4 protein-coding genes and 1 pseudogene are annotated in these 2,768 nt (G+C 41.2%); 2 read left to right on the forward strand and 3 right to left on the reverse strand.

The window, feature by feature from the left end:
• Positions 1 to 210: hypothetical protein (locus OH460_RS27250; RefSeq protein WP_270000186.1), on the forward strand; the 210-nt coding region annotated here is incomplete at its 5' end.
• A gap of 95 nt (positions 211 to 305) precedes the next feature.
• On the opposite strand, the pseudogene OH460_RS27255 reads toward OH460_RS27250, so the two are convergent.
• The 3 genes and pseudogenes from OH460_RS27255 to OH460_RS27265 all read right to left on the reverse strand — a co-directional run.
• A pseudogene (locus OH460_RS27255) lies at positions 306 to 524 on the reverse strand (diguanylate cyclase); the annotation flags it as partial.
• Between the two features lie 242 nt (positions 525 to 766).
• Positions 767 to 1,384 carry an HAD family hydrolase gene (locus tag OH460_RS27260; protein ID WP_029827040.1) on the reverse strand — a complete coding sequence of 206 codons (618 nt, stop codon included), beginning with the start codon at positions 1,382 to 1,384 and terminating at the stop codon, positions 767 to 769.
• Positions 1,385 to 1,388: 4 nt separating this feature from the next.
• Positions 1,389 to 2,021, reverse strand: a complete 633-nt coding sequence (locus OH460_RS27265; protein ID WP_270000184.1) for an HAD-IA family hydrolase — start codon at positions 2,019 to 2,021, stop codon at positions 1,389 to 1,391.
• 161 nt (positions 2,022 to 2,182) lie between these two features.
• Between OH460_RS27265 and OH460_RS27270 the strand changes: the two genes are divergently transcribed.
• The coding region (locus OH460_RS27270) for a hypothetical protein (RefSeq protein WP_270000185.1) at positions 2,183 to 2,768 on the forward strand (586 nt) is incomplete at its 3' end.

Here is a 2,768-nt window from a genome sequence, read left to right on the forward strand (position 1 = left end):
TCAACACCTTTGCACTGTGTATTTGCACAGCATTATAGCAATTCAAATCTGATATTAGCAAAAGAATCTAACGATGCAGTGTTCAACTATATAGATGAAAAAGCCGAAATAACCCTTTCCAAAATGCCCCAAGCTGAAGCTCATCAAATACTCTTAGACTCCCTCCGAAACCGTCTTCATAGACATGGGCACCGTTACTTCCCCAAGTAACATTCGAGCCGTTACTCTCTTCAGCAAAGAGCGAGAATTACTAGAAGCATTACGCTGAATGGGAATCTGAGGTTTGTTTTGCTCTCTCATGTGGGCATAAATACATGACTCCTGAATGTCATCTTCAATTCGCTCTGCAAACTCAATTAGATTTGGCTCAGCAAAGGTAAATAACCAAGCATGTTGTACTTCTGAAGAGTTAACTCGAAGTATGCGCCCAAGCACCTTTCTGCAGTACAGTTCCGTTTTACTGAACTCATATGACAACATACTTGAAGGCACGGGATATCCGATCCCTTGCTGAACATAAAAACTGGGGGCATGCCAGCGACGATCATGCTGACACGCCTCTGGACAATTCTGAGTCAGTTAGTTTACTAATTTAGCTTGTTTCGGATAACTTTTAGTACTCCAAAGCACAAACAGCTATCGCTTCTCACGATGGCTGATATGCACGAAATGGACAAAACCAAGCAATCTCTATCTATGGCATTGGATTCGCTTTATGCAGAATGTTTCGCTGAACATGCAAAATGGAACTAGACCCGAAAACGCCCTAGATATTCAGCCCTAGAGATATTAAGTCTTTTTCACATTGGCCTATATCTTCAAATTGAATTGCATGCATACCAACAGACTTTGCTCCTTCCACGTTGTAAAGCATGTCATCAATAAACACGGTCTCTGAAGCTATAAGTTCGTACTTATTGAGTAACAAGTGATAAATTTCTGGTTGAGGTTTCAGCATGCCCACTTCCGCCGATACTATCGCTCCATCAAATAGCGGCCAAAATGAGTAGGTTGACTTTAAGTAGGCTACTATTTCGTGAACGTTATCCGTTAGTGCATAGACACCATAACCTGCACTCTTAATGCGTTGAATGAGAGCAATGGAACCAACTATTAGACGTTGAGTCTGCTTTACATAATAAAACAGCTCTTCACACTCCTGCTCTGAGAACCCGAGAATCTGCTGATACTGAGTTTTGGCTTCTGTTTCTGATATGAGTCCTTTGTTCAAATCTATCCACGTCTGGGATTGGAAGGTTGCTTTGGCAAGTTGTTGATGATCTTCACTCTCCACAAAAGTGAGTCGAGTAATTTCTAAAGGATCCCAACGAACAATCACGTTGCCAACGTCGAAAACAATGTTCCTTACTTTTGGTTGAGCCATAGTTTTATACCTGAATGAATTGGTCGTTTAGACATGCTGATACATCAAAGTAATCCCTTGCTGATGTAACTCCATTTATAGTGGGTTGTGTGGGAGCAACAGCGGTAATATTAACAACATCACACCCAGCGCTTAAGGCGGATTGGATACCTGCTAGAGCATCTTCAAAAACAAGACAATGCTCAGGGAGCACTTTTAGTTTTTCGGCCGCTAGCTTGTAACCTTCTGGGTCAGGCTTTCCTTTTTGTACATCCTCTACGGTAACCAATATTTGAGGGACTGGAATTGAGGCAGCCATCAATCGTTGAACGGCCAATTCTCTTGGTGCAGACGTATATATTGCCCAGTCGTGATCGTTTAACTTGTTCAGGAAAGCAATCGCTCCGCGTATAGGTTTTACAGAATCGACATTGTCCAATTCTATTGCTTCCAGCTTAGCAACTTCTTGTTTGATATTAAGGTGGGGCATCAGCTCTTTGATGACGTCGTCCGCTGGGCGACCATGAGATATGGCTAAAATGCGATCGACATTGATGTTATGTTCTAGCGCCCATAGACTCCATGCTTTTACGACAGCGTCCTTTGAATCGACAAGTGTTCCATCCATATCAAAGATGAATTTTGCATAGTTCTTCATTCTTTCAACCTCTTTAAGTTGTTGTTAGTTTTGTTTTTGAGGTTAGCTAAGCTCTTGGGACTATTATTCGGTATATTTCGCGCTTTTAGTCGCACTATTTGGACATTAAGTGATACTATTTCGACAACATTTAAAGGCAGTATTTATTGGATCTAGGCAGAATGAGACCTATACCGACGAAAAGCTTGATACGTCCAGGCTACTCTTGGAGACATCATTTAGATGACTCTCCCTTAGAGTTATTGAAAGCTCATTTTCACAGTGAGTTTGAATTTCTGTTGCTGGATCACTACCAAGGCGTAATCAGGATTGGAAGTGTTGATATAGATGTCACTTCGTGTTCTTTGTTCTTGATTCCTCCAGAATTACCCCATGATTTAAGAGGCTTAGTAGCAAATAGTAAAAAGCTTCCCCCCGAGAGGTACAGTCTATGGGTTGATAAAGAATGGGTGTCGAATATGTTGATGCACTGTAAGGAAATGAGAAAGCTATCCAGCATACTTGGTGATGGCTTATCCATTCAATTTTCCCGATCAACGGCTGTCGAAGTGAAAACAGTCATCAACCAGATTGATTATAAAACCTCAAGCCTAGAGCAGCTATCGGTGCTTTTTCGTGTTTTTTCAGTGGTAACTCAAGACAAGAACCCCGTGACTTTAGGCTCTTCTGAACATGTTAAATTTGAGTCTGAAAAAGATAGAATTGAAGTACTATCTGAATATTTGAATCAGCACTATGCCCAAGATA

It is taken from the genome of Vibrio sp. Makdt (assembly GCF_027587015.1).
GTDB classification, from domain to species: Bacteria; Pseudomonadota; Gammaproteobacteria; order Enterobacterales; family Vibrionaceae; genus Vibrio; species Vibrio chagasii_B.